This is a genomic window from Streptomyces sp. YKOK-I1 (assembly GCF_054660435.1).
Window position 1 is genome coordinate 1,971,256 of the sequence record NZ_BAAGDR010000001.1, and the last position, 21,735, is coordinate 1,992,990.

A 21,735-nucleotide genomic window follows, 5' to 3' on the forward strand; every position below is an offset into this window, starting at 1 on the left:
GCGGGCCGCGTCACGGGTGCGCGTGGCAGAACGCGCGCACGGCCCGGTTGAAGCGCTCCGGCGTCTCCAGGTTGGCGAGATGGCCCGCGCCCGGGAGCACCACCAGTTCGCTGTCGGGCAGGGCCTCCTGGAAGGCACGGGCGACTCCCAGGGGTGAGCGCGCGTCGCGTTCGCCCCACACGAGCAGCACCGGCACGCCGATCGCGGGCAGCAGGTCGCGCTGGTCGGCCTCCGCCATCAGGGGGAGCTGTGCGCGGAGCGTCGCCGGCCGGACGTCCCGCGCCATCGCGTCGAGCAGCGGTACGAAGGCGGCGGGCGGGTCACCGGCGAACAGCCCCGGCATCGTCGGATCGAACCGCTCCGGCGGCACCGCGAGCATCCGCCGGACGCCCTCGACGCGGGCCGCCACCTCCTCGGGCGGCAGCGACCCCTTCCAGCCCGCGTAGGTGTCGGCCAGGATCAGCGCGCCGACCAGGTCCGGATGGTGCCGGTACAGCTCCAGGACGACCGTGCCGCCCCAGGAGAGCCCCGCGACCGCGGCCGGGCCGAGCCCCAGATCCTGGATCAGCGCGGCGAGGCAGTGCGCGAAGTCCGCGAGCCCGAAACCGGCCGGCAGCTCCGAGGAGCGCCCCGCGCCCGGTTCGTCCCAGGCGACCACCGTGAACGCGTCGGCGAGGGCGTCGAGTTGCGGCCGCCACATCCGCCCGTCGAGCCCCGCCCCGTGGACGAACACGAGCGGCGGCCCATACCCCCGCCGCGCATAGGCCACCTCGACGCCATCGACCAGCACCGCCGCCATGGCACCAGGCTAGGACCCGGCCCCGGGCGATGCCTCCGGGAAACGGACCCCCCTCCGACACAGACCCGCCTCCGGAGAAGGCCCGCCTCCGGCGAGCCCCGCCTCCGGGGCAGCCTCACGCCCGCGTGGCGCTCTCCGCGAGGTCGAAGGCCGTGTCGCACTCGGTGCACGTCACCCGGCCGAACAGTCGGGACACCCACTCGGCCACCGCGTCCTGCCCGGCCCGGAGGGCCATCGCGTGCAGCCGGGCGCCGATGCCGGTCAGTGCGGCGGGGCCGGCCGGATGGAACACGGCCGTGCAGTCGTCCGGGTACTCCCCCACGATGACCTCGGTGAGGGCCTCGCACTCCGGGCACTCGGCCTCGAACTCCTCCAGCAGCCGCTCCAGTTCCGCTCCCCAGAAGGGCACCCCCTCGAAGGCCAGCAGGAACTGCAGGAAGTGAACGAACTCCTTCGGGTCGTCGGCCGGAACCCGCGCCGTGCACGCCCGGCACACCGTGATCAGCTCGGCGATCTCGTCCTCGAACCGGCGCCGGTCCTCCGGCTCGGCCTCGCCCACGATGAACCCGGCCGGCGACACCGCGTCGACGCGGTCCCCGGCCGACCGCCCCGTGGCCACGTCCGCGGGCCCGGAGGCGTGGCTGAGCGTCGACCAGTCGGTCGTGGGACGACACATGGCCGACATGGTGCACCGGCGAGATGACATCAGCCCTGCGGGTACACGTCCAACCGACCGCACATCCCGAACTTCCCGTGCCGGGAGGGCTGTTCGGCCCGTACGACGGCGTCGGCGAGGTGGGTGGCGTCACCCCGCGCCAGCCGCTCGAGCTGCTCCCCCGTGGCCTCGGCCGCCGCCCGCGCACCGCGCCGCCAGCGTTCGCGCCACTCCTCGATGCGGGGCCGTACGAGCGCGGCGGCGGCCCGGTGGAAGGCGGCCAGCCCCTCGGGGGCCTCCCGCAGCGCGCGGTACCCCTCCAGGGCGAGGTCGCGCCGGGCCAGGGCGATCCGGGCCTGCTCCTCCTCGGAGGCGTCGGCCGGGATCGTGGTCGCGGCGGCGTACACCCGCGGATCGGCCAGGTACTCCGGGGGCAGGGTGAGGACCGCGTCGCCCGCCTCCGGGAGGCCGCTGTTCTGCATCAGCACGGTGATGCGCAGATCGCCCTCGTTGACCAGCCGGTGGATCGTGCCCGGCGTGAACCAGGCGACGGTGCCGGGCGCGAGGGGCGTGACCTCGTACCCCGACACGGTCAGCGTCTGGACCGCGCCCCGGCCGCCCGTGACGACGTACCCCTCCGAACAGGCCAGGTGCAGATGGGGGGTGCCGCCGCGCAGACCGTCGGCGGCCGGCCAGTCGTACACGCACAGGTGCGAGAGCGCGACCCCGCCGGGCAGCCCGCCGTACGGGATCACCACGGGTGGGTGTCCAGGTACTTGGCGATCTCCTCCCGCTCCCAGGCGCCGTCGGCCACGACCACGCGATAGCGGCGGGTGAGGGTGTCGCCCGGGGCGAGTTCCAGCTCGTCGAAGAAGGACCAGGACGGGGCGATGCCCGCGAAGGGCTCGTTACGGACGAACCAGTGCGCGGGGTGGGCGCCGTGCGCGCCCGCGTGGTCGTTCTCGGGGGCGTGCGCGAAGACGACGGTGGCGTGGCCGTCGGTGCCGTCGTGCTCGCCGGAGAGGGCGAGCCAGGTGCTCTGCGAGGCCATGAGGCCGGGGCCCTCGCCGTCGGGGCCGATGATCCGGCCGTCGCGGAAGGCGCGCGGCCCGCGCCAGAACAGGCCGGTGTAGCCGGCCAGCTCGCGTCCGGCGGTGGTCGGGCTGCCGAAGCGCAGCGGCTCCTCGCGCCGGTTGCTGATCGCGCTGGTCCAGGTCAGCGCCCAGGATCCGGACTCGGCGTCCACGTCGTGGATCTCGATCCGCCGGCTCTCCTCGGCCCACAGCTCGCCGCTGTACGGGTGCCAGGTCAGCCGCTCGGCGATCACGGCCCGCCCCTCACCTGCGGAGACCTCGTCGAACCCGACGTGCGTCATCGAGCCCACGCGCTCGGGGATCGCGACGTACCCCTCCCCGTGGACGTACGAATTGCCGCCCCAGAGATTCGCGCCGGAGAGGTGCGAAGCGGTCAGCGACAGCCCCTTGTGCCAGCGGTGGTCGTTGGGCCGGTAGTCCGTGACGACGTCCCCGGCAAGGGTGCGCAGCGGGTGCAGATACGGCCGGGGCGCCTCCCAGGCCGCCTCCGGCCGGTAGACGTAGGCCAGCAGCTGGACGCCGGTGGCCGGGTCGGTCACCGTGATCCGGTCGCCGTGGGCGTGCACGAGACGCAGGGCGCCGCTCATACGGGTACCTCCACGTCCACCGCGGCCGTGCGGGGCGCCCAGCCTGGGGCACCGCCGTGCAGGGCCGTGTAGTACGGGTCGCCGGGGCCGATCTCGCCGCGCCTGACGGTGGTGTCCGTGAAGGCGGACTTGTACAGCGCGGTGATCAGCTCCAGGCTGGTCCGCCCGTCGGCGCCGCTGCTGCGCGGCCGCTCACCGGCGCGCATGCTGGCGACCAGCTCCCGCAGCTGCGCCAGGTGCGAGCTGGGCACGTCCGTGCCGAAGTCCTGCCAGGCGGCCACCTCGTCGCCGGTCGCGTCGGGGGCCGGGGTGATGCGCCAGTCGGCGTTGGAGTGGCCGTAGAGGTGGGTGAGCTCGACGGTGGCGCGCTCGCAGTCGATACGGATACGGCTGACCTCGTCGGGGCTCAGGACGCTGTTGACGACCGTCGCCATGGCACCGTTGTCGAACCGGAGCAGGGCCGTCGACACGTCCTCGGTCTCCACGTCGTGGACCAGCCGCCCGGCCATGGCGCGCACCTCGCTCCACGGCCCGAGGATGTCGAGCAGCAGATCCATCTGGTGGATGCCGTGGCCCATCGCGGGACCGCCGCCCTCGGTCTGCCAGCGGCCGCGCCAGGGCACGGCGTAGTAGGCGGTGTCGCGGTACCAGGTGGTCTGGCAGTGCGCGACGAGCGGCCGCCCGAGGGCGCCGTCGGCGAGAAGCCGCTTCACGTGCCGGGTGCCGGAGCCGAACCGGTGCTGGAAGACGATCGAGGAGTACGGCCCGTGCTCGGCGCCCTCCTCGGCCTGGACGGCGTCGTAGTCGGCGAGGGTCGGCACCGGCGGCTTCTCGCACCACACCCAGGCGCCGGCGCGCAGCGCGGCCACGCTCTGCTCGCGGTGCAGGGTCGGCGGGGTGCAGATGGTCACCAGATCGGGGCGCTGCTCGGCGAGCATCCTCTCCAGGTCGGTGTAGGCGTGCGGAACCCCGCCCTCCGCGCAGAACGCCTCGACCGCCGCGGCATCGATGTCAACGGCCGCGACCACCTCGGTCTCGCCCTCGGCGGCGAGCTGCTTGAGGGCCGAGAGATGGGAGCCGCGCCCGATGGCACCGGTCCCGACGACGGCGGCCCGGACCGGACGGCCGGAGAGCGGTGTGGTGGGGGACATGGGCGTGATCAGCACTCCTCCGAGGTACGGCCCGAAGGACCGGTGAGCGGCAACGGAGCAGCAAGCACGCTCAGCAAGCGCTTTCCGCTCGGCAGCAACGTATGCGGCGCCCCTGGGGCCGGTCAACCATCTGCGGCTTTGGACGCCTCCGGGGAGGGGATGGCTGGTACGGCGGGGAGGGGTGGGGCGGGTGCCGCGGGTGGGGCGGGGTGGGGCAGGCAGGGGTGCGGCGGGACGGGGCAGGGTGGGGGCGGGAGCCGTCGGGAGCCGGGGCCGGGGAGGCGCGGGCATCGGGGGTGGCGAAATGGACGGAGCCGCGTCGGAAAAACGGACAGAGCGGAGGCACCGGCAGGTGTCTGGACGCAACACCGGAAGCCGGACCGACCGACGGTGCCGGGAGCCGGACCGACCGACGGTGCCGGAAGCCGGACCGACCGACGGTGCCGGGAGCCGCTCGGGCCGAGCACCGGAAGGCCGGACAACGTCACTCTCACCCCGGTCCACTCCCGGCCGTCGCCGCCCTCGGGGACGATCGGCCTGCTGCGCGGGCCGACAACGCGTACGGGTCTCGCAACAACCGGGCCTGCCCGCGAAGACGCGGCATCAGGGCGACCACTCCGGTCGCCGCGGACCGGGTCCACAACCGTCAGAGGTCCGGCCCCCGAGGCGGTCGGCCGCCGGCGTTGGAGAGGCTCACCGTCGGCCGCGAGCGACCGCGCCGACCGCGGCCCTCAACGAATGGCCGTGACCAGCGCTTTCACATCACGCCCCAGTCCGAGCCCACGTCCGACGAGGTGGAGACGACGCGGACCCCTCGGGGGCCGCCGAAGGTTCCCCAGACCCTGCGCCACGACGGCCGGCCGGCGGAACCCGGCTCAGGTCGGCCCCGGAACACCACACACCACGGAAACCGGCCGCCTGCCGGCTCCTTCCCTGCCCGGCGCGACGGGCAGCGCCCACTCCCCCTGCGCCACCCGCCCCCGGCGTCTACGAAACCCCTGTGGCGGGCCTGTCCTCCGGGACCGCTACGCTTCCCCCTGGCACACCCTTGATCACCGCGCGCGGGCGGCCGTCGCCCCGTCGCCTCGCTCCGATCGGCGCTTGGACTCCTTAACCTCATGTCTTGGTTTGAATCGCTCATCCTCGGACTCGTCCAGGGGCTGACCGAGTTCCTCCCCGTCTCCTCCAGCGCACATCTGCGGCTCACCGCAGCCTTCTCGGGCTGGAAGGACCCCGGTGCCGCCTTCACGGCGATCACTCAGATCGGCACGGAGGCAGCGGTGCTGATCTACTTCCGCAAGGACATCGGCCGGATCATCGCCGCATGGTCGAAGTCCCTGTTCGACAAGACGATGCGCAAGGACCACGACGCCCAGATGGGCTGGCTGGTGATCGTCGGCTCGATCCCGATCGGTGTGCTGGGCCTCACGCTCAAGGACCAGATCGAGGGCCCGTTCCGCGATCTACGGATCACCGCGACCATGCTCGTGGTGATCGGCATCGTCATCGGCATAGCCGACCGGCTGGCCGCCCGTGACGAGACGGGCGGCAAGCACCGCGCGCCCAAGCAGCGCAAGCAGCTGGAGAACCTGGGTGTCCGCGACGGTCTGATCTTCGGCCTCTGCCAGGCCTGCGCGCTGATCCCGGGCGTCTCCCGCTCCGGTGCCACCATCAGCGGCGGCCTGTTCATGGGCTACAAGCGCGAGGCGGCGGCCCGTTACTCGTTCCTGCTCGCCATCCCGGCCGTCCTGGCCTCCGGAACCTTCGAGGTGAAGGACGCGCTGGAGACGGGCCATGTGGCCTGGGGCCCGACGCTGTTCGCGACGGTGATCGCCTTCGCGTCCGGTTACGCCGTGATCGCCTGGTTCATGAAGTTCATCTCCACCAAGTCCTTCATGCCGTTCGTGTACTACCGCGTCGTCCTCGGCGCCGTGATCATCGCCCTCGTCGCGACCGGTGCGCTCAGCCCGCACGCGGCGGAGTCGGCGGGCTGAGCCCGGCGCAGCGACGACACTCACCGCCCGCCCGGAAGATCTCCGAACTCCCGGGCGAAGGCGTCCGGTTGATCGATCAACCGTGACCAAGCCCATAACGGTTCACGGAGCGGGGGCATAGCGCGCTGTCAGTTGCTCCCCCTACGCTGACAGCCATGTCCCCCAACTCTGATGCCCCTGGTTCCGTGCGGTCCGCTTCCGAGGTGAACGAGCGGATCCGCTCCCTGTGGCTGCGCACGGGCGGCTCGCTGTCGGCCCAGGAGCGGGAGGAGTACAAGCTGTTGGTGGTGGAGTGGGCAACGGCGATCCGCGGCGAGGTGGTCACGGCGGCCTGAGAGCCGACCGCCCGCAGGGCGAGGCCGGCCGCCCAGCCTCACCCGGCAACCGCGGGGAGCACCGTCCCGCCTGACTCCCCACTCTCCCCGCCTGCCTCTGCCGCTGCCTCTGCCTCCTGCGACTCGCCGAGCTGCTCCCGTACGTAGTTCCACACCACCCCGATCAGTGCGGCGACCGGAACGGCGAGCAGACTGCCCACGATCCCGGCGAGACTGCCGCCCAGCGTCACCGCGAGCAGGATGACCGCCGCGTGCAGACCGAGCCCCCGGCTCTGGATCATCGGCTGGAAGACATTGCCCTCCAGCTGCTGCACCACGACGATGATCCCCAGCACGATGAGGGCGTCCGTCGGACCGTTCGACACCAGCGCGATGAGAACGGCCACGAAACCGGCGAACAGGGCCCCCACGATCGGCACGAACGCGGAGACGAACGTCAGCACCGCGAGCGGAAGCACCAGCGGTACGCCCAGGATCCACAGACCCAGCCCGATGAAGACGGCGTCGAGCACACCGACGAGCGCCTGGGAGCGGACGAAGGAGCCGAGGGTCTCCCAGCCGCGCAGGGCGACGATCGGGACGTCGGTGGCGAACCGGCCCGGCAACTGGCGGGTGAGCCAGGGCAGGAACCGCGGGCCGTCCTTGAGGAAGAAGAACATCAGGAAGACCGCCAGGACCGCGGTGACCACACCGTCGACCACCGTGCCCACTCCCGAGGCGACCGTGCCGACCAGACTGCCGACGCTGTTCTGAACGCGGTCGACCGCCGCGTCGAAGGCACCGGCGATCTGCTCGTCACCGATGTTCAGCGGCGGCCCCTCGGCCCACTCGCGCAGCCTCTGCATACCCGCGACCACACCGTCGGTCAGCTCGCCGGACTGCGAGGCGACCGGTACGGCGATCAGCGCCAGGATGCCGAGCACCACCAGGACGAACAGCAGGGTCACCAGCGACGCCGCGGCAGCCGGCCGCCAGCCGCGCCGACGCAGGAACCGGGTCAGCGGCCAGGTCAGGGTGGTGAGAAACAGGGCGACCGTGAGCGGCCACACCACCGACCACATCCGACCGAGCACCCACAGCGCCACCGTGAGCATCACGAGGACCAGCAGCAACTCACCGGAAACACGCGCCGATCCGCGCAGAGCGGCACGGCTTCTCGCGGAACTCAACGGGGCAGTCATGCGATCACCCTATGGCCGGCCACTGCCTCCCCTGTGCCCAGGCCCCGACGGCCACCTGTCCAACAGCCCGACTCGGTGCTGTACTGCACGGATGGGGGATGTCTGGACAGCCGTCGGCGCGGTGAGCACAGCGGTCGGCACCGTCGTCGTGATCGCAGCGTCGTTCTTCGCATACTCACAGATCAAGGAGGCCCGTCTTTCCCGACACGTGCAACTCGTCCTCTCCTTCCAGGAGAAATACCACGCTCCGGCAGCCCGGACCTTCCGACACCGGCTCCTGAGCGGCGAGTTCGGACCCCCCGAGCATTTCGATCCGACGCTCCTGTCCGACGACGACTTCCACTCCTTCTGGCAGCTGCACGATCAACTGGAGATGCTGGGCGTCCTCGTCGACCAGAAGCTGCTCGCCTTCGACCTCGTGCGGGCCTGTTTCCACCGTTCTCCCCCACGGGTCTGGAACGCCGTCGAGCCCTACATCCTGAATCGACGGGCCCAGGCCTCCCCTCTCGAAGGAGTGCATTTCGAGCGGCTGGTCCAGCGTTACCGCGACTCCCCCGCTCTTCCCGCCGACTACTGGGACCGCCAAAACGTGCTGTAGTACACCTACCGGCGCGGCATACAGGGCAACGGGGCGGGGGAATCGCGTTGATCATCTGGGTGAACGGTGCCTTCGGCAGCGGGAAGACCACGCTCGTGGACGAGCTGCGGCCACGCTGGCCCGAGGCACTGGTCTACGACCCGGAGATGGTCGGCTTCGTCCTACGGAAGATCGTGGAGGTGCCGACCGGCGACTTCCAGGATCTTCCACTGTGGCGACGCCAGGTCGCCGGCCTCGCGGTGGGGCTGGTCGAGGAGTACGGCCGCCCGCTCCTGATCCCCATGACCTTGGTCGATCCCGGCTATGTGAGCGAGATCTTCGGCGCCTTGCGGAACGCCGGCATCGAGGTGCACCACTTCTTCCTCAGGGTCTCCCGGCAGGAGCTGGAAAGGCGTATCGAGGGCAGGTCCCTCGCCCCTGACGATCCCGAACGGGACGAACGGATCCGGAGCTGGGCCAAGCACCGGATCACACCGTGCATCGCCGCGGCCGACACCCTGCCCGCCGACACCGTGTTCCTGAACGGCGAGCTGCCCCCGCGGATCCTGGCCGATCAGGTACTGGCCCACGTGGCCGTCCGGCCCAGCGCCGTCGGACGGGACTGAGCGGGCTTTCGATCCGTGACCCGCGTCCCTGGACCCGGCGGCCGCGCCCGCTCAGCTCTCGTGCCGGGCCGACGAGAGCAGCCACCGCCAGCGTCGGCGTTCCGTGACCAGGGTCGCGGCCACCAGGAGGGACACCAGGACTGCCGCGTAGGTGGGCCATACCGCCCATGCGGCGATCGTGGCGGCGGCGAGCTGGAGCAGCACGAGCAGGACGGTGACCACGCCGGGAACAGGAACGATCACCTGTGCCTTGTCCCCCGGAGTGGAGAAGACGGTCGGCAGACCGACCAGTACCACCACCGCCATGACGGCGAGCAGCCACGAGTGTGCCGACAGGGCCCACGGAGTCGCCACCCAGGCGACGAGTTCGGCGGCGAAGCGCAGGACGGAGGCGATGCGGTCGTCAGGCTTGTCCATGTACCCCCCCAGGCTGCGTCGGCCAGGGGCACCGTACGCCCCGGGAGACGGCAGGCGTCTACCGGTTTTCAGCCAGACGCCGTAGCATCGCGACGACATGCGGCATCGTCAACTCACCTTGTTGACAGTCCTGTTGGGGAACAGCAGTGCGCGGGGGGAATGACGGTGGGGGCTAGAAACCTGTGGGACGAGATCCCGGCGACCGTGCCGGGCGCGGCGGCTCAGCGGCAGCTCGGCGCCGCCCGGTACGCGTTTCGCACACGGACCAGTTCGGTGGCCTGGTGGGGCTCGTTCATGCTCCTCCTGGGCACGGGGTTCTGCGTGATGATGGTCTTCGTCATCAGTGACGAGAGCGAGTGGACGAACGCGATCCTCTTCATCATCCTCGGCGGTTGTTCCTTCCTCGGGGCGATCGCCGTCCCGCTGGCCGCACGGTTCAGACCGGTCGCCTGGTGTGCCGTGTTCGAGCACGGCGTCGTCTACCAGTACGGTTCGCAGGCACCGATCGCCGGTGCCTGGGACGAGATCACCGGATGTCAGCGGCACGCGACGGACCTCGTACGCAACGGGGTCAAGATGTCCACCACCTACTCCGTGTCCGTCCAGATGTCGGCTGGTGACTTCACGGTGTCGGGTGACACGCCCGGCGCGCAGGAGATCGGCTCCCTGATCGCGAACGGCTGGGTCGCGGTCCAGAACCGGCTCGCGGAAGAGGACGCCACGGCCCGGATGGGCGAACTCGCCGAGCTGTTGGAGGCCGGAGGGCGAGTGGCGTTCGGACCGTTCACGGTGGGTCTGGGCGGACTCGAACACGGGGGAACCGTCCTGGACTGGAAGAGGATCAGCGAGGTCGAGCTGATGGGATCGACCATCTGCGTGGTGGTCACCGGTGAGCGCAAGCCGGTGCGGGAGCCCGTCTCCGACGTACCGGACCCCGTTGTGTTCCTCACCCTGGCGGACGCCTTGCGACGGGCCTCGCGGCAGCCCGGGTGAGTGAGAGGCCGCTACGCTCCCGTGCCGTGCAGAAGACGCGTCTCGACACCGCTCGGATCCGGGCCGCGCGCCGGGTGATCGACCCGGTCTTCCTCGATACTCCGCTGTACCGCTGCGAGGCACTGGAACCGGTCCTCGGGTGCACGGTGAGCATCAAGCTCGAGACGGCGAACCCGGTCCGCAGCTTCAAGGGCCGCGGCACCGAGGTCGTCGCGAGCCTGCTCGCCGGCCGTGAGTCGCGGGCCGTGGTGTGTGCCAGCGCGGGCAACCTCGGCCAGGCCCTCGCCTGGTCCGGTCGCGGCCGGGGCATCGACGTCACCGTCGTGGCGTCCCGCTTCGCGACCGCGGCCAAGCTCGATCGCATCCGCGCACTGGACGCCGCGCTGGAACTGGTGGACGGCGACCACGAGACGGCTCGCGCACGCGCGGCCGCCATCGCACGGTACGACGGCATCCGGCTCGTCGAGGACAGCCTGGACATCGAGACCTGCGAGGGCGCGGCGACCATCGGGCTGGAACTGGTGGACACCGCGCCGTCGTTCGACACCGTCCTGATCGCCCTCGGAGGCGGGGCGCTGGCCACCGGCGTGGGTCATGTGGTCAAGGCGCTGGCACCGCAAGTCGAGGTGATCTGCGTCCAGCCGCTGGGCGCACCGGCGATGACACGCTCATGGCACCAACGGCGCGTCGTCACCACCGACTCGGCCGAGACCATCGCCGACGGCGTCGCCGGGCGCCGTCCCATCCCGGCCGTCCTGAACGACCTTCTCCAGGTCGCCGACGACGCCGTCCTGGTCCAGGAGGCGTCGATCATCGCCGGCCTGCGGACACTACTCGACCACGCCGGCCTCGTCGTCGAACCGTCGGCGGCACTCGGCATCGCGGCCGTCCTCGAGGACCGCGACCGTTTCGCCGGCCGACACGTCGTCATCGTCGTCTGCGGCAGCAACGTGGACATGGCCGCGTATCGCGGTTGGGTGGGCGCGGCTCCGCTCCACAGGTCCTGACGCCGCGGGTGGCCGCCCTGCACGAGCGTCGCGCCTTCCTTCGAGCCCGGATGCCAGCGCTCCGCCTTCTGCGGGATGCCGGATCGCGTGACACTGCATCATGGCCGCCCGGGGACAACCGTTGCGGCCTCCGCAGCGGGGACCGGCCGCCACCCTCACCGGACACAGCAGAGCGGTGACGCTGTCCGTGCGCCGCAGGCGTCACCACGGCCCGCGCGAGCCGTGCCGTCGGCAGCTCAGTGCCCCCGGGACGTGACGTCGGTGATCTCCACGGACACCTTCGTGCTCGCCGAAGCGGTGCTGATGTGCGACGGCGTGTAGTTCAGGCTCGTCCGGTCCGACAGCTTGGCCGTCTGGATGACCGGGCCCGACTCGTCACCGTGGATCCGGTAGGTGATCTCGTACACGGCGTCCGGGTCGATGTCCTCGGTGTCGCCCAGATAGGTCAGGTGGGGTTCGACCGTCACGTTGCAGCCGACGGATCCGAAGCACTGGCGCTGCGTGGTCTTCAGGTCGATCGTGAAGCTGTCGGCGGTGAGCTCCTCGTAGGACGCCGTGGGGGCCGGGGTCTGCGCCGCGGTCGTCACGGCGCCCTCGCCGGGTGGGCCGGCGGCCGCCGGCGCGCTGTCGTCGCGGGACTGCACGACCACGATCCCGGTGGCGACGACGGCTGCGATGACCGCGGCGGCGGAGCCGATGACGACCAGGTTCGTCCGGGACTTCCGCGGCGGGGCCGACTGCTCGGGCGTGAGCGGCGGCGGAAGGTCAGGCGCAGGCGGCGTGCTGTCGGACATGGGTCCCCCTGTGGTTCTGGTGCGTGAGGTGAATCATGCGCGGAGGCAAGTACCGGGCGAAGACGTGTCGTCGGGTTGTGAACACGATCGAGTGATGGTTCGGGACCGCCCCGTCGCCCTCGCGCGCCAGGTCGATTCCGCCGTTCGCCGCACGCCCCTTGGCTCCACAGCCCCTATGCCCAACACTCGGCCCATGACGCAGCGTGTAGAACTCGCCACGGTGATGGATCGACTGGCCGTCGACGGGCTGGTCACCGAGTACGCGGTGGCCGTGGACGACGGCGACTGGGCGGCGTACCGGGAACTGTTCACACCGGACGGACGGGCGGACTACCGTTCGGCGGGCGGGATCGAGGGAGACGTGGGCAGCGTCGCGGCATGGCTGGCGGAGAATCTGTCCCTGTTCTCGATGCGGCAGCACCTCATCGTCAACCGGCGTGTGGGGTTCGGGGTCCTGGAGCAGGACGCGGGCGACACCGCGCGGGTCGGCGCCGACTACGTCAATCCGATGCGGTTGGCCGGCTCCGGGAACGGCGGTGGCGGAGCACCGGATTTCGTCTGTGGAGGGCGCTACTCCTTCGGGCTGCTGCGTACCCACGACGGCTGGCGGCTGCGTGAGGTGGTCGTCGAGGAGAAGTGGCGGCGCCTGCCGTCGGGATGACGCCGGGCGCGCCCGAAAGCGCCCTGTCGGAGATCGTCCGTCGGGGCGCACACTGGAGGCACCACCGGGTAGGAGGTGCCGCATGAACGCGTCCGGCCACTGGCTCACCTCCCGTCCGGCCACGCCCCGCCGGCTCACCTCCCGTCCGGCCACGCCCCGCCAACTCGCCTCCCGCGGGACCGACTCCCGCCAACTCGTCTCCCCTCCGGCCACGTCCCGCCGGCTCACCCCCGATCCGGCCACGCCCCGCCGACTCGCCTCCCGCGGGACCGATTCCCGCCGGCTCCCCTCCTTCCCGGCCGCCCTCCACCGCCTCACCTCCTTCCCGGCCGCCCTCCACCGCCTCACCTCCCTCCCCGCATCCTTCCGCCGGATCGCCTCCCGGCCGGCCTCCCACCCCCGGCCCCCTTCCCCTCCGGCCGCCTCCCGTCTGCTCGTCTCCCCCTGGCGGCGCTCGGCCGTCGCGGCCGGGGCGGGGGCGTTGCCGGTGCTCGCCTTCCCGGCGCCCGCCCTGTGGTGGTGGGCGTATGTCGCCCTCGTCCCCTGGATGCTGCTCGCCCGTTCCGCGCCGACCGGGCGGTGTGCCGCCCGGGACGGCTGGTGCGGCGGGTTCGGCTTCATGCTGGCGATGCATCACTGGCTGTTGCCGAGCCTGAACGTGTTCACGCTGGTGATCGCCGCGCTGCTGGGCGCCCTGTGGGCGCCCTGGGGCTGGCTGGTGCGTCGTTTTCTCGCCCCGGGTACGTCCGGGGCGCCGGGCCGGGGGCGGGTCGGCGGTGCGCTCCTTGTGCTGCCGTCCGCCTGGCTGGTCGTCGAACTCGTGCGGTCCTGGCAGGGGTTGGGCGGGCCCTGGGGGATGATCGGCTCCAGTCAGTGGCAGGTGGAGCCCGCGCTGCGGCTCGCCTCGGTGGGCGGGGTGTGGCTGCTGAGCTTCCTGGTGGTGGCGGTGAACGTGGCGGTCGCCGTGATCGTCTCGGTGCCCGGCTCACGGACGCCGGCCCTCGCCGGACTCGTCGCGACGGCGGCCACCGCCTCGGCGGCCTGGGTCTGGGCGCCGCGCCCCGACGTCGAGGGACGGGCGCGGATCGCCGTCGTCCAGCCGGGCGTGGTGGACGGGGCCCAGCGCCGGTTCGACGTCGAGGAACAGCTGACCCGGCGGCTGATCGGGCAGGACGTCGATCTGATCGTCTGGGGGGAGAGCAGTGTCGGGTACGACCTCGGCGAGCATCCGGAGCTGGCGGCGCGGACAGCGGAGCTGTCACGGGCCGCGGGCGCCGACATTCTCGTCAATGTCGACGCCCGTCGCTCGGACCGGCCCGGCATCTACAAGAGCGCGATCCTGGTCGGTCCCGACGGCCCGACCGGCGACCGGTACGACAAGATGCGGCTGGTGCCGTTCGGGGAGTACATACCGGCGCGTTCGTTGTTGGGCTGGGCGACCTCGGTCGGCAAGGCGGCCGGTGAGGACCGGCGGCGCGGCGGCGAGCAGGTGGTGATGCACACCGGGCCGGGGCTGCGGATCGGGCCGATGATCTGCTTCGAGACCGCGTTCCCCGACATGAGCCGGCATCTCGCGGAGGACGGCGCGGACCTCCTCGTCGCGCAGTCCTCGACCTCCACGTTCCAGCACAGCTGGGCGCCCGCGCAGCACGCCTCCCTGGCCGCGCTGCGCGCCGCCGAGACCGGGCGGTCGTTCGTGCACGCCACGCTGACCGGCGACTCCGCGGTGTACGACGCGAGCGGGCGGCGCCTCGGACCCCGGCTGGGCACGGAGGCGAGCACCGTGGCCGTGTACGACGTCCCGCTCGCCGACGGCGTCACCCCGTACGTCCGCTACGGCGACTGGCCGGTCCACGGGGCTCTGCTGGTGCTGGTGGCGCTGGGGCTGACGGAGGGGGCGCGGGCGATCAGGCTGCGGCGGAGTGTTCCCGCACCGCTCGGACCACCCGCTCGCACAGTTCATGGGTCGCCAGCGCGTCCCGGGCGCTGAGCACCTTGCCCGCCCGCACCGCGTCCAGGAAGGCCAGCACCGCCTGCTCCATGCCGCGCTGACGGGCCACCGGCACCCAGTCGCCGCGCCGCCGCACGGTCGGCTGGCCCTTGTGGTCGATCACCTCGGCGAGGTTGACGACCTGCCGTTTGGTGTCCTGGCCGGAGACCTCGAGGATCTCCTCGTTGGAGCCGCTGAGCCGGTTCATCACGCCGAGCGCGGTGAAGCCGTACCCGGAGAGCTGGAGGACGACGTGGTGCAGCAGCCCGCCCTCGACCCGGGCCCGCACGGTGACGTCGTCGACCGGGGCCGGGGCCAGGAAGCGCAGGGTGTCGACGACATGGATGAAGTCGTCGAGGATCATCGTGCGGGGTTCCTCGGGCAGTCCGACCCGGTTCTTCTGCAGGAGGATCAGGTCGCGCGGATGGTCGGCGCACTGCGCGTAGCCGGGCGCGAAGCGGCGGTTGAAGCCGACGGCCAGGGACACGCCGCGCTGCTCGGCGAGGTGCACCAGCCGTTCGGAGTCGCCGAGCCGGTACGCCAGCGGCTTGTCGACGTACGTCGCGACGCCCGCCTCCAGCAGCCGGGCGACGATCTCGGGGTGGGCGCCGGTGGGTGCGTGCACGAAGGCCGCGTCGAGGCCCGTGGCGAGCAGTGCGTCGAGGTCGCGGTGGCGCCGGTCGGCGGGCAGCCGGTAGGCGTCGGCGATCCGGTCGAGCGTGGCCGGCGTGCGGGTCTGCAGATGCAGGTCGATGCCGGGCAGCGCGCCGAGGACCGGCAGGTACGCCTTCTGCGCGATGTCACCGAGTCCGATGCAGCCGACCTTCACGGGGCGCTCCCTCACCTCGAACCGCGTGCCTCCACCGCAGCATACGGGGGCTGCGGGGGCCGCCAGTCGGCGATCCCGTCGAAGCTGCGCAGGAACAGCGCGGGTGCCGCCGCGGACAGCGCGGTGATCAGGGTGTCGCGTACGGCGACGGCGGCCGGGTTGGCCGTCAGGACCAGGTGCGCCGTGCGCACCGCCTTGCGGGCGACGGCGGTCGTCCGGGGCAGCCGGGCCGCCGTGTAGGCGGGGAGGTCGGTGCGGTGGTGGGCCAGGACGATCGCGTCCTCGACGGCCTGGTTGCCGCCCTGGCCGAGGTTCGGGGGCATGGCGTGCGCGGCGTCGCCGACGAGGGCGACGCGGCCGTGGTGGAGGGCGGGCAGCGGGCGGGCGAGGTGGTGCACGTCGTGGCGCAGGACGTCCTCGGGGCGGATCGCGGCGAGGATCTCGGGGATCGGGCGGTGCCAGGCGCCGTAGCGGCGCAGGAGTTCGGCGCGTTCGTCGGGGGCGCGTTCCCCGGCGGGGGCGAGGGCGGCGGCGTACGCGTAGACGCGGCCGTCCTTGAGCGGGTGCGTGCCCCACAGGCGGCCCCTGCCCCAGGTCTCGTGCGAGGCGAACTCCACGCCGGGCAGCGGGATCACGGCCCGCCAGGTGGTGAAGCCGGAGTACACCGGGCCGGGGTGGCCGGGGAAGAGGGCGCGGCGTACGGCGGAGTGGATGCCGTCGGCGCCGATCACGAGGTCGGCCTCCAGCTCACCGCCGGGGACGCGCACGCGGGCCGGGCGGCGGGCGTCGCCCGGGTCGGCGAGGGCGGCGGGGATGCCGGTGCGGACGGCGTCGCGCGGGAGGCGTGCGGTCAGGGTGGCGACGAGGGTGGCGCGGTGCAGCAGGACCAGCGGTCCGCCGAAGCGGGCGGCGACCGCGGCCGCGTCGGTGCGGGAGAGCCAGCGGCCGCGCGGGGTGCGCAGACCGCCGTCGCCCTGCCAGGCGGCGAGGTCGCGGATCTCGTCGCCGGCGCCGATGACGTCCAGGGCGCGCAGGGCGTTGGGGGCCAGCGAGATGGCCGCGCCGACGGGGGCGAGCGTGGCGGCCCGCTCCAGGACCGTGACCTGCCAGCCGCACCGGTGCAGGGCCACGGCGGCGGTGAGCCCGCCGATCCCGCCGCCCACCACGACCGCCGTGCGTGACTCCGCCATGACGCACTCCTCACTACAGCTGTAGTCATCCGTCCGCGGCCGACGATACTACGGCTGTAGTGAAGGCGGTAGGTTGAGCCCATGTCCGTACGCACCACCGCGCCCGCCGGGCCCGGCCCCTCCCGCGCCGAACTGGTCGCCGACACCGCCCTCGCGCTCCTCGCCGCGCGCGGGATGCGCGGGCTGACCCACCGGGCGGTCGACGAGGCCGCGGGGCTGCCGCAGGGCTCCACCTCCAATCTGGCCCGCACCCGTGAGGCCCTGCTCGACCTGGCCGTACGGCGGCTCGCCGAGCGGGAGGCACGGGTGCTGGGCCTGGACCGGATGCCGGACCCGGCCGGCGGCCTCGACGGACTGGCGGCCGCACTGGCCCTGGCGGTGCACCGCTCGCTGACGGGCCACCGCGAGCTGCTCGTCGCCCGCTACGAACTCGCCCTGGAGGCGACCCGGCGCCCCGGTCTGCGCGCGTTCTACGACACGACCGGCGCCGTCTTCCGCGACCGGCTGGCGGCACTGGCGGCGGCCTTCGGCTCGCCCGCGCCGGCCCGGCACGCGCTGTCGCTGGCGGCCTGGGCGGACGGCCTGATGTTCTCGTGCGTGGCCGGGTCCTACGCCACCCGGCCGCCCGGCCTGGACGAGGTGCGCACGGGGGTGCGGGAGCTGCTCGACGGGATGCTGGGCGGCTGAGACGCGTCCGGAGCGGGGCCGCCGAAATCCCGTGGTGGCGGGTGGGCGCGGTGAGCGATCATGCGGGGATGACGACTCAGCGCACCGAGCCCGCCCAGAACGCCGACGAACGCGCCATGCTGGAAGGCTGGTTGGAGTACCACCGCCAGACGCTCGAGTGGAAGTGCGAGGGGCTCACCGACGCCCAGCTGCGCACCGCCGCGGTGCCGCCCTCCGAGCTGTCGCTGCTGGGGCTGGTCCGGCACATGGCGGACGTGGAGCGCGGCTGGTTCCGCAAGGTGCTCGTGGGCGAGGACCTCGGTCCGCTCCACTACAGCGAGGCCGACCCCGACGGCGAGTTCCATCTCACCGAGGAGGACACCTGGGAGACGGCGTACGCCACCTGGCAGACCGAGATCGCGGAGGCCCGGCGGTGCGCGGCCGGCTTCGCCCTGGACGACCTCTCGCGCGGCACCAGCAGGCACACGAAGGAGCCGTTCAACCTGCGCTGGATCTACACGCACATGATCGAGGAGTACGCCCGTCACAACGGCCACGCCGATCTGCTGCGCGAGCGCATCGACGGTGCGACCGGCGAGTGACGTCAGCGCCGGTGCGGCCGTGCCCTCCCTGAGGTGGAGGTGTTCACCCGTGCGGGGCAACCTGCGGCCGTCCGATGTCGCGCGCCCGGCCGGAACCAGCAGAGTTGCGCGGGTGCATCGAACGACGACGACCACCGCGGCGCTCCTCGTGATGGCCCTCTCGGCCCTCTCCGGCTGCGTCACCGTCCAGCACCCGCCCGTGCCCGGCGCCGCCGCGCCCTCCCCGCCGTCGGCGCCCCGTCCGAGGGCGGATGCCGAGCCCCAGGTCGTGCAGGCGCCGGCCCGTGAGGCGCTGGAGATGGTCCCGGACACCCGGGAACGGGCGGCCACGACACTCCGGCAACGGCACCGGGCGGCCCCGTCCGCCGTCCCGGACGGACACGCTCCGGCGTACCGCTCCCACCCCCAGCACCCGCGCCCCAGGCCGGCGCAGCCGGACCCGCACAGGCGCGTCCCGGACGCCGGGGCGGAGATCCGCCGGAACACCGATGTATGTGCCCTGGGCAGAAAGTACGGCGGCTGGCGCGACGACAGCCCGGAGGCGGTGGCCTGCCGACAGGTGTACGGCCACCGCTGAGGTCTCTAACCCTCCGCGCCGCCCTCACCCAGGCGGAGTTCCATCCTGCTGATCGCCGCCCGCACGCCGTCGCCGTAGCTGTCGTCGCGGAGGACACCGGCCGCCCCGCGTGCCCTGCGCACATGGGTGCGGGCGGCGCCGGCGCGGCCAAGCCGGACGTAGTCCGCCGCCAGGTTCAGATGGAGCGAGGGGTACAGGGCCCGTACGGCGGGCGATTGCTCGTGCTCCTCGGCGGCGGTCAGGGCCCGCAGGTCCCAGGCCAGTTCGTCGAACGGGTCGTCCTGGGTGTCGGCCAGATAGTGCGCGAGGGTGCAGCGGTGCAGCGGATCGCCGTCCTCGCCCAGCTCGGTCCACAGGTCGAGGAGCCTGCGGCGGGCCTCCTCCCGGTCTCCCCCGTGATGCAGCATGACGACCTGCCCGATCCGCGTCAGCACGGCGTCGGGCGCCGTCTGTTCCTGTCGCTCCGCCACCGCGTCCTCCTTCACGTCCTCGCGACGGCACCGCGTCCCCGGGACGGCACCGCGCCCATGGCACGACGCTAACGGCAGCGGGCGGCGATCCCGGTCAGGCGGCACCGGGCCGGTCCCCGGAGGAACCGGCCCGGCGGCACGGGCTCAGTCGGCCAGGTTCGGGATCGTCCAGTCGACCGGGGTGTGGCCCTGCGCCGCGATCGCCTCGTCGATCTGCGTGAACGGGCGGGAGCCGAAGAACTTCTTCGCCGACAGCGGGGAGGGGTGCGCGCCCTTGACCACGATGTGCCGGGACTCGTCGATCAGCGGGAGCTTCTTCTGCGCGTAGTTGCCCCACAGGACGAAGACCGCCGGGTCGGGCCGGTCGGCGACGGCGCGGATCACCGCGTCCGTGAACTTCTCCCAGCCCTTGCCCTTGTGCGAGTTCGCCTCGCCGGAGCGGACCGTGAGGACCGCGTTGAGCAGCAGGACGCCCTGCTGGGCCCACGGCATCAGATAGCCGTTGTCCGGCACGGGCGTGCCCAGCTCCTCGTGCATCTCCTTGTAGATGTTGCGCAGGGAGGGCGGGATCCTGACGCCCGGCCGCACCGAGAAGCACAGGCCGTGGCCCTGGCCCTCGCCGTGGTACGGGTCCTGGCCGAGGACGAGGACCTTCACCTGGTCGTACGGCGTCGCCTCGAGCGCGGCGAACACCTCCTCGCGCGGAGGGTAGACGGGACCCTTCGCTCGCTCCTCCTCGACGAACTCGGTCAGCTCCTTGAAGTAGGGCTGCTGCAGCTCGTCGCCCAGGACCCCGCGCCAGGACTCGGGCAGCATGGCGATGTCGGTCACGTCAACGTCCTCCGTTGTGCGGTCACTTACTCACCACAGAACCTACAGGCGACCACTGACAACGGCGCCGGGGACCGCTGTTCGGGCCCGTTACCAGCTCGTCTTCCGGTACAGCTCCCACATCGTCATCATGGTCGCCGGGTCGATGACCTTCTCGAGGCCGGAGATCTCCTCGTCCCCGGCCACGTACTGCTTGCCCTGCCACAGGGGCAGCAGGCGGGCGTCGTCCACGAAGATCTGCTGGGCTTCCTCGATCTCCTGCGTCACCGCCCCGCGGTCGCTCTGCGCGCGCGACTCCGGCAGCAGCTTGTCGGTGATCTCGGGGGCCTTGTACGGGGTGCCGAGCGCGTTCTGCTCGCCCACGAAGGGCGCGATGAAGTTGTCGGCGTCGTTGAAGTCGGGGAACCAACCGCGTCCGAACACCGGGTACTCGCCCTCCTGGTAGCCCTTGACGTAGGTCTTCCACGGGCGGCTCTTGAGGGTGATCTTGAAGAGGCCGGAGGCCTCCAGCTGCCGCTTCAGCTCCTCGAAGGCGGGCTTGGTCGTCGAGCCGTAGCGGTCGGTGGTGTACCAGAGGGTCAGCGGGACGGTCTCGGTGATCCCCGCGTCCGCGAGGAGCGCCTTGGCCTTGGTCACGCTGGGGTTTCCGAAGTCGTCGAAGAAGCCTGTGGTGTGGCCGGTGAGTCCGGCCGGGACCATGGAGTACAGCGGCTCGACGGTGTCCTTGTAGATGTTGTGCACGAGCGCCGAGCGGTCGACGATCTGGGCGATGGCCTTGCGGACCGCGGGCTTCGCGGCCCACGGGTCGCTGGGGTTGAACACCAGGTAACTGATCTCGGTGGTGGGGTTCTCCACGAGCTGGAGCCCCTCCGCGTTCTGGTTGGTCTCGATGTCCACGATGTCGGAGGCCGCGAGACCGCGGTAGACGACCGAGATCTCCTTGTTCTTGAGGGCCTTGACCAGCTCGCCCGACTGCTGGAAGTAGCGGATCGTGACGGCGTTGTTCTTCAGGTCCGCTATGCCCTTGTAGTTGTCGTTGCGGACGAGTTCCGCCTGCTTGCCCTCGTCGTAGGACTGGAGCCGGTACGGTCCGGAGCCGACGATCCCGTCGTCCTTGCGGAGCGCGTTCGCGGGGTACTCCTCGGGGTCCACGATCGACATGGCGGGCGTGGTGAGCACCAGGGGGAACGTGGCGTCGGACTGGCTGAGCCGGAAGACGACCTCGCGGTCGCCCTTCGTCTGCACCTGGGAGAGCGTTCCCAGCAGGCCCGCGGGTCCACCGTTGACGTTGATCTTCTTGATCCGGTCGATCGAGTACTTGACGGCCTTGGCGTCCAGCGTGTGCCCGTTGGAGAACTTCAGGCCCTCGCGCAGCGTGCAGCTGTACACGGTGCTCTTGCTGTCCGTGAACTCACAGCTCTCGGCGGCGTCGGGTTCGGGGTTGGTTCCACCGGGGTTGTAGTTCAGAAGCGTCTGGTAGACGTTGCGGAAGAGTTCCCAGGAGCTGTCCCAGGAGGCCGCGGGGTCCAGCGTGCTGGGAGCGCTGGTGGTGCCCACGACGATCGGTCCGGCGTCCTCGGAGCTCTCGTCTCCCAGAAGACCGCATCCACTCACCAGGGATATGGACGCGATCACCGCTACATGCTGCAACGATCGATTCCGGTAGAACACGCACACGCTCCTCGTAAAAGCCATGCCAAGAGTGGCCA

24 protein-coding genes are annotated in these 21,735 nt (G+C 71.9%); 11 read left to right on the forward strand and 13 right to left on the reverse strand.

All coding sequences use genetic code 11. The annotated features are described in order from the left end of the window. Nucleotides 1–10 precede the first annotated feature (10 nt). The 5 genes from ACYQ8Q_RS08215 to ACYQ8Q_RS08235 form a co-directional block, all read right to left on the reverse strand. A complete protein-coding gene (locus tag ACYQ8Q_RS08215; RefSeq protein ID WP_460063159.1) occupies nucleotides 11–799 on the reverse strand; it encodes an alpha/beta fold hydrolase in 789 nt (262 codons plus the stop codon). Between the two features lie 115 nt (nucleotides 800–914). Continuing rightward, nucleotides 915–1,475, reverse strand: a complete 561-nt coding sequence (locus ACYQ8Q_RS08220) for a hypothetical protein (protein ID WP_460063160.1) — start codon at nucleotides 1,473–1,475, stop codon at nucleotides 915–917. 29 nt (nucleotides 1,476–1,504) lie between these two features. Beyond that, complete coding sequence (locus ACYQ8Q_RS08225) at nucleotides 1,505–2,212, reverse strand: cupin domain-containing protein (protein WP_460063161.1); 708 nt, start codon at nucleotides 2,210–2,212, stop codon at nucleotides 1,505–1,507. Further along, a complete protein-coding gene (locus ACYQ8Q_RS08230; protein WP_460063163.1) occupies nucleotides 2,206–3,135 on the reverse strand; it encodes a DUF6807 domain-containing protein in 930 nt (309 codons plus the stop codon). The genes ACYQ8Q_RS08225 and ACYQ8Q_RS08230 overlap by 7 nt, the downstream gene beginning before the upstream one ends. Next, nucleotides 3,132–4,286 carry a Gfo/Idh/MocA family protein gene (locus ACYQ8Q_RS08235; RefSeq protein ID WP_460063165.1) on the reverse strand — a complete coding sequence of 385 codons (1,155 nt, stop codon included), beginning with the start codon at nucleotides 4,284–4,286 and terminating at the stop codon, nucleotides 3,132–3,134. The genes ACYQ8Q_RS08230 and ACYQ8Q_RS08235 overlap by 4 nt, the downstream gene beginning before the upstream one ends. Before the next feature lie 1,118 nt (nucleotides 4,287–5,404). Here ACYQ8Q_RS08235 and ACYQ8Q_RS08240 point away from each other — a divergent pair. Beyond that, a complete protein-coding gene (locus tag ACYQ8Q_RS08240) occupies nucleotides 5,405–6,280 on the forward strand; it encodes an undecaprenyl-diphosphate phosphatase (RefSeq protein ID WP_460063167.1) in 876 nt (291 codons plus the stop codon). Nucleotides 6,281–6,435: 155 nt separating this feature from the next. Next, on the forward strand, nucleotides 6,436–6,615 hold the full coding sequence (locus ACYQ8Q_RS08245) for a hypothetical protein (RefSeq protein ID WP_460063170.1): 180 nt from the start codon (nucleotides 6,436–6,438) through the stop codon (nucleotides 6,613–6,615). Between the two features lie 38 nt (nucleotides 6,616–6,653). On the opposite strand, the gene ACYQ8Q_RS08250 is transcribed toward ACYQ8Q_RS08245, so the two are convergent. Beyond that, nucleotides 6,654–7,796: an AI-2E family transporter gene (locus tag ACYQ8Q_RS08250; RefSeq protein ID WP_460063173.1), complete on the reverse strand. Its 1,143-nt coding sequence runs from the start codon at nucleotides 7,794–7,796 to the stop codon at nucleotides 6,654–6,656. Nucleotides 7,797–7,887: 91 nt separating this feature from the next. Between ACYQ8Q_RS08250 and ACYQ8Q_RS08255 the strand changes: the two genes are divergently transcribed. Continuing rightward, complete coding sequence (locus ACYQ8Q_RS08255) at nucleotides 7,888–8,394, forward strand: DUF4760 domain-containing protein (protein ID WP_460063175.1); 507 nt, start codon at nucleotides 7,888–7,890, stop codon at nucleotides 8,392–8,394. Nucleotides 8,395–8,441: 47 nt separating this feature from the next. After that, nucleotides 8,442–8,999: an AAA family ATPase gene (locus ACYQ8Q_RS08260; RefSeq protein ID WP_460063176.1), complete on the forward strand. Its 558-nt coding sequence runs from the start codon at nucleotides 8,442–8,444 to the stop codon at nucleotides 8,997–8,999. Nucleotides 9,000–9,050: 51 nt separating this feature from the next. On the opposite strand, the gene ACYQ8Q_RS08265 is transcribed toward ACYQ8Q_RS08260, so the two are convergent. Then, entirely contained in the window at nucleotides 9,051–9,416 is a 366-nt protein-coding gene (locus tag ACYQ8Q_RS08265; RefSeq protein ID WP_460063179.1) for a hypothetical protein, read from the reverse strand. A gap of 159 nt (nucleotides 9,417–9,575) precedes the next feature. Here ACYQ8Q_RS08265 and ACYQ8Q_RS08270 point away from each other — a divergent pair, with 159 nt between their 5' ends. Both ACYQ8Q_RS08270 and ACYQ8Q_RS08275 read left to right on the forward strand, forming a co-directional pair. Further along, the gene (locus ACYQ8Q_RS08270) at nucleotides 9,576–10,409 is read left to right on the forward strand and encodes a DUF6585 family protein (protein ID WP_460063182.1); all 834 of its coding nucleotides are present in this window, start codon (nucleotides 9,576–9,578) and stop codon (nucleotides 10,407–10,409) included. Nucleotides 10,410–10,435: 26 nt separating this feature from the next. Next, complete coding sequence (locus tag ACYQ8Q_RS08275) at nucleotides 10,436–11,416, forward strand: threonine ammonia-lyase (protein WP_460063184.1); 981 nt, start codon at nucleotides 10,436–10,438, stop codon at nucleotides 11,414–11,416. A gap of 236 nt (nucleotides 11,417–11,652) precedes the next feature. On the opposite strand, the gene ACYQ8Q_RS08280 is transcribed toward ACYQ8Q_RS08275, so the two are convergent. Then, nucleotides 11,653–12,210, reverse strand: coding sequence for a hypothetical protein (locus ACYQ8Q_RS08280; RefSeq protein WP_460063186.1), 558 nt, complete (start codon nucleotides 12,208–12,210; stop codon nucleotides 11,653–11,655). A 193-nt stretch (nucleotides 12,211–12,403) separates the two neighbouring features. Between ACYQ8Q_RS08280 and ACYQ8Q_RS08285 the strand changes: the two genes are divergently transcribed. Together ACYQ8Q_RS08285 and lnt are read left to right on the forward strand one after the other, a co-directional pair. Continuing rightward, nucleotides 12,404–12,871 (forward strand): nuclear transport factor 2 family protein, encoded by a 468-nt coding sequence (locus ACYQ8Q_RS08285; protein WP_460063187.1) that lies wholly within the window; start codon nucleotides 12,404–12,406, stop codon nucleotides 12,869–12,871. An 82-nt stretch (nucleotides 12,872–12,953) separates the two neighbouring features. After that, complete coding sequence (gene lnt / locus ACYQ8Q_RS08290; RefSeq protein WP_460063189.1) at nucleotides 12,954–14,861, forward strand: apolipoprotein N-acyltransferase; 1,908 nt, start codon at nucleotides 12,954–12,956, stop codon at nucleotides 14,859–14,861. On the opposite strand, the gene ACYQ8Q_RS08295 is transcribed toward lnt, so the two are convergent. Both ACYQ8Q_RS08295 and ACYQ8Q_RS08300 read right to left on the reverse strand, forming a co-directional pair. Next, on the reverse strand, nucleotides 14,779–15,690 hold the full coding sequence (locus ACYQ8Q_RS08295; protein ID WP_460063190.1) for a Gfo/Idh/MocA family protein: 912 nt from the start codon (nucleotides 15,688–15,690) through the stop codon (nucleotides 14,779–14,781). The two genes, lnt and ACYQ8Q_RS08295, sit on opposite strands and share 83 nt — an antisense overlap. 11 nt (nucleotides 15,691–15,701) lie before the next feature. Beyond that, nucleotides 15,702–16,880: an FAD-dependent monooxygenase gene (locus ACYQ8Q_RS08300; protein WP_460063191.1), complete on the reverse strand. Its 1,179-nt coding sequence runs from the start codon at nucleotides 16,878–16,880 to the stop codon at nucleotides 15,702–15,704. A gap of 81 nt (nucleotides 16,881–16,961) precedes the next feature. Between ACYQ8Q_RS08300 and ACYQ8Q_RS08305 the strand changes: the two genes are divergently transcribed. From ACYQ8Q_RS08305 to ACYQ8Q_RS08315, 3 genes are all read left to right on the forward strand, one after another. Further along, nucleotides 16,962–17,567, forward strand: coding sequence for a TetR/AcrR family transcriptional regulator (locus tag ACYQ8Q_RS08305; RefSeq protein ID WP_460063192.1), 606 nt, complete (start codon nucleotides 16,962–16,964; stop codon nucleotides 17,565–17,567). 68 nt (nucleotides 17,568–17,635) lie between these two features. Next, complete coding sequence (locus tag ACYQ8Q_RS08310; protein WP_460063194.1) at nucleotides 17,636–18,148, forward strand: DinB family protein; 513 nt, start codon at nucleotides 17,636–17,638, stop codon at nucleotides 18,146–18,148. A 112-nt stretch (nucleotides 18,149–18,260) separates the two neighbouring features. Next, nucleotides 18,261–18,725, forward strand: a complete 465-nt coding sequence (locus ACYQ8Q_RS08315) for a hypothetical protein (protein ID WP_460063196.1) — start codon at nucleotides 18,261–18,263, stop codon at nucleotides 18,723–18,725. A 5-nt stretch (nucleotides 18,726–18,730) separates the two neighbouring features. Here the strand turns inward: ACYQ8Q_RS08315 and ACYQ8Q_RS08320 are convergent, their stop codons facing one another. The 3 genes from ACYQ8Q_RS08320 to ACYQ8Q_RS08330 form a co-directional block, all read right to left on the reverse strand. Then, on the reverse strand, nucleotides 18,731–19,195 hold the full coding sequence (locus ACYQ8Q_RS08320) for a hypothetical protein (protein WP_460063198.1): 465 nt from the start codon (nucleotides 19,193–19,195) through the stop codon (nucleotides 18,731–18,733). A gap of 144 nt (nucleotides 19,196–19,339) precedes the next feature. Beyond that, a complete protein-coding gene (gene ung / locus ACYQ8Q_RS08325; protein WP_460063199.1) occupies nucleotides 19,340–20,026 on the reverse strand; it encodes a uracil-DNA glycosylase in 687 nt (228 codons plus the stop codon). Between the two features lie 90 nt (nucleotides 20,027–20,116). Further along, the gene (locus tag ACYQ8Q_RS08330; protein ID WP_460063202.1) at nucleotides 20,117–21,697 is read right to left on the reverse strand and encodes an ABC transporter substrate-binding protein; all 1,581 of its coding nucleotides are present in this window, start codon (nucleotides 21,695–21,697) and stop codon (nucleotides 20,117–20,119) included. Between the last annotated feature and the right edge of the window lie 38 nt (nucleotides 21,698–21,735).

Excerpts from the sequence above, each read along its gene's own strand:
- ACYQ8Q_RS08270 (WP_460063182.1), top strand. The coding sequence starts at position 9,576 with ATGACGGTGGGGGCTAGAAACCTGTGGGACGAGATCCCGGCGACCGTG.
- ACYQ8Q_RS08300 (WP_460063191.1), bottom strand. The coding sequence starts at position 16,880 with ATGGCGGAGTCACGCACGGCGGTCGTGGTGGGCGGCGGGATCGGCGGG.
- ACYQ8Q_RS08250 (WP_460063173.1), bottom strand. The coding sequence starts at position 7,796 with ATGACTGCCCCGTTGAGTTCCGCGAGAAGCCGTGCCGCTCTGCGCGGA.
- ACYQ8Q_RS08235 (WP_460063165.1), bottom strand. The coding sequence starts at position 4,286 with ATGTCCCCCACCACACCGCTCTCCGGCCGTCCGGTCCGGGCCGCCGTC.
- ACYQ8Q_RS08220 (WP_460063160.1), bottom strand. The coding sequence starts at position 1,475 with ATGTGTCGTCCCACGACCGACTGGTCGACGCTCAGCCACGCCTCCGGG.
- ACYQ8Q_RS08285 (WP_460063187.1), top strand. The coding sequence starts at position 12,404 with ATGACGCAGCGTGTAGAACTCGCCACGGTGATGGATCGACTGGCCGTC.
- ACYQ8Q_RS08240 (WP_460063167.1), top strand. The coding sequence starts at position 5,405 with ATGTCTTGGTTTGAATCGCTCATCCTCGGACTCGTCCAGGGGCTGACC.
- ACYQ8Q_RS08230 (WP_460063163.1), bottom strand. The coding sequence starts at position 3,135 with ATGAGCGGCGCCCTGCGTCTCGTGCACGCCCACGGCGACCGGATCACG.
- ACYQ8Q_RS08255 (WP_460063175.1), top strand. The coding sequence starts at position 7,888 with ATGGGGGATGTCTGGACAGCCGTCGGCGCGGTGAGCACAGCGGTCGGC.
- ACYQ8Q_RS08280 (WP_460063186.1), bottom strand. The coding sequence starts at position 12,210 with ATGTCCGACAGCACGCCGCCTGCGCCTGACCTTCCGCCGCCGCTCACG.
- ACYQ8Q_RS08310 (WP_460063194.1), top strand. The coding sequence starts at position 17,636 with ATGACGACTCAGCGCACCGAGCCCGCCCAGAACGCCGACGAACGCGCC.
- lnt (WP_460063189.1), top strand. The coding sequence starts at position 12,954 with ATGAACGCGTCCGGCCACTGGCTCACCTCCCGTCCGGCCACGCCCCGC.
- ACYQ8Q_RS08265 (WP_460063179.1), bottom strand. The coding sequence starts at position 9,416 with ATGGACAAGCCTGACGACCGCATCGCCTCCGTCCTGCGCTTCGCCGCC.
- ACYQ8Q_RS08215 (WP_460063159.1), bottom strand. The coding sequence starts at position 799 with ATGGCGGCGGTGCTGGTCGATGGCGTCGAGGTGGCCTATGCGCGGCGG.
- ACYQ8Q_RS08305 (WP_460063192.1), top strand. The coding sequence starts at position 16,962 with ATGTCCGTACGCACCACCGCGCCCGCCGGGCCCGGCCCCTCCCGCGCC.
- ACYQ8Q_RS08245 (WP_460063170.1), top strand. The coding sequence starts at position 6,436 with ATGTCCCCCAACTCTGATGCCCCTGGTTCCGTGCGGTCCGCTTCCGAG.